The following is a 225-nucleotide window of genomic DNA, read 5'->3' on the forward strand; positions in this document are numbered from 1 at the left end:
TAAATCCAAGCTTTGGGTAGCACCGCTTGCATCGGTATAGGTCAATCCATTTTCGCCAAAACTAACGTTGCCCGAATTGGAAGTCAGGTATTGATTTAATACTTCGCGAACAGTTGGGTTTTGGATGATTTGTTCAAATTGATTCGATACAGAACCCGGAACGTCGATCACCACATCAACTCCTTTTTCGTTTTTATAGGTGTAGCTCCCGTTGCCATTATTGGT

Annotated in this window: 1 pseudogene; it reads right to left on the reverse strand. The window is 42.2% G+C overall.

Features of this window, described 5'->3' with window-relative positions:
* Nucleotides 1-225: pseudogene (locus KO524_RS15325) on the reverse strand (hypothetical protein); the annotation flags it as partial.

The sequence above is a fragment of the Flavobacterium sp. NKUCC04_CG genome (genome assembly GCF_019345525.1).
GTDB lineage: Bacteria > Bacteroidota > Bacteroidia > Flavobacteriales > Flavobacteriaceae > Flavobacterium.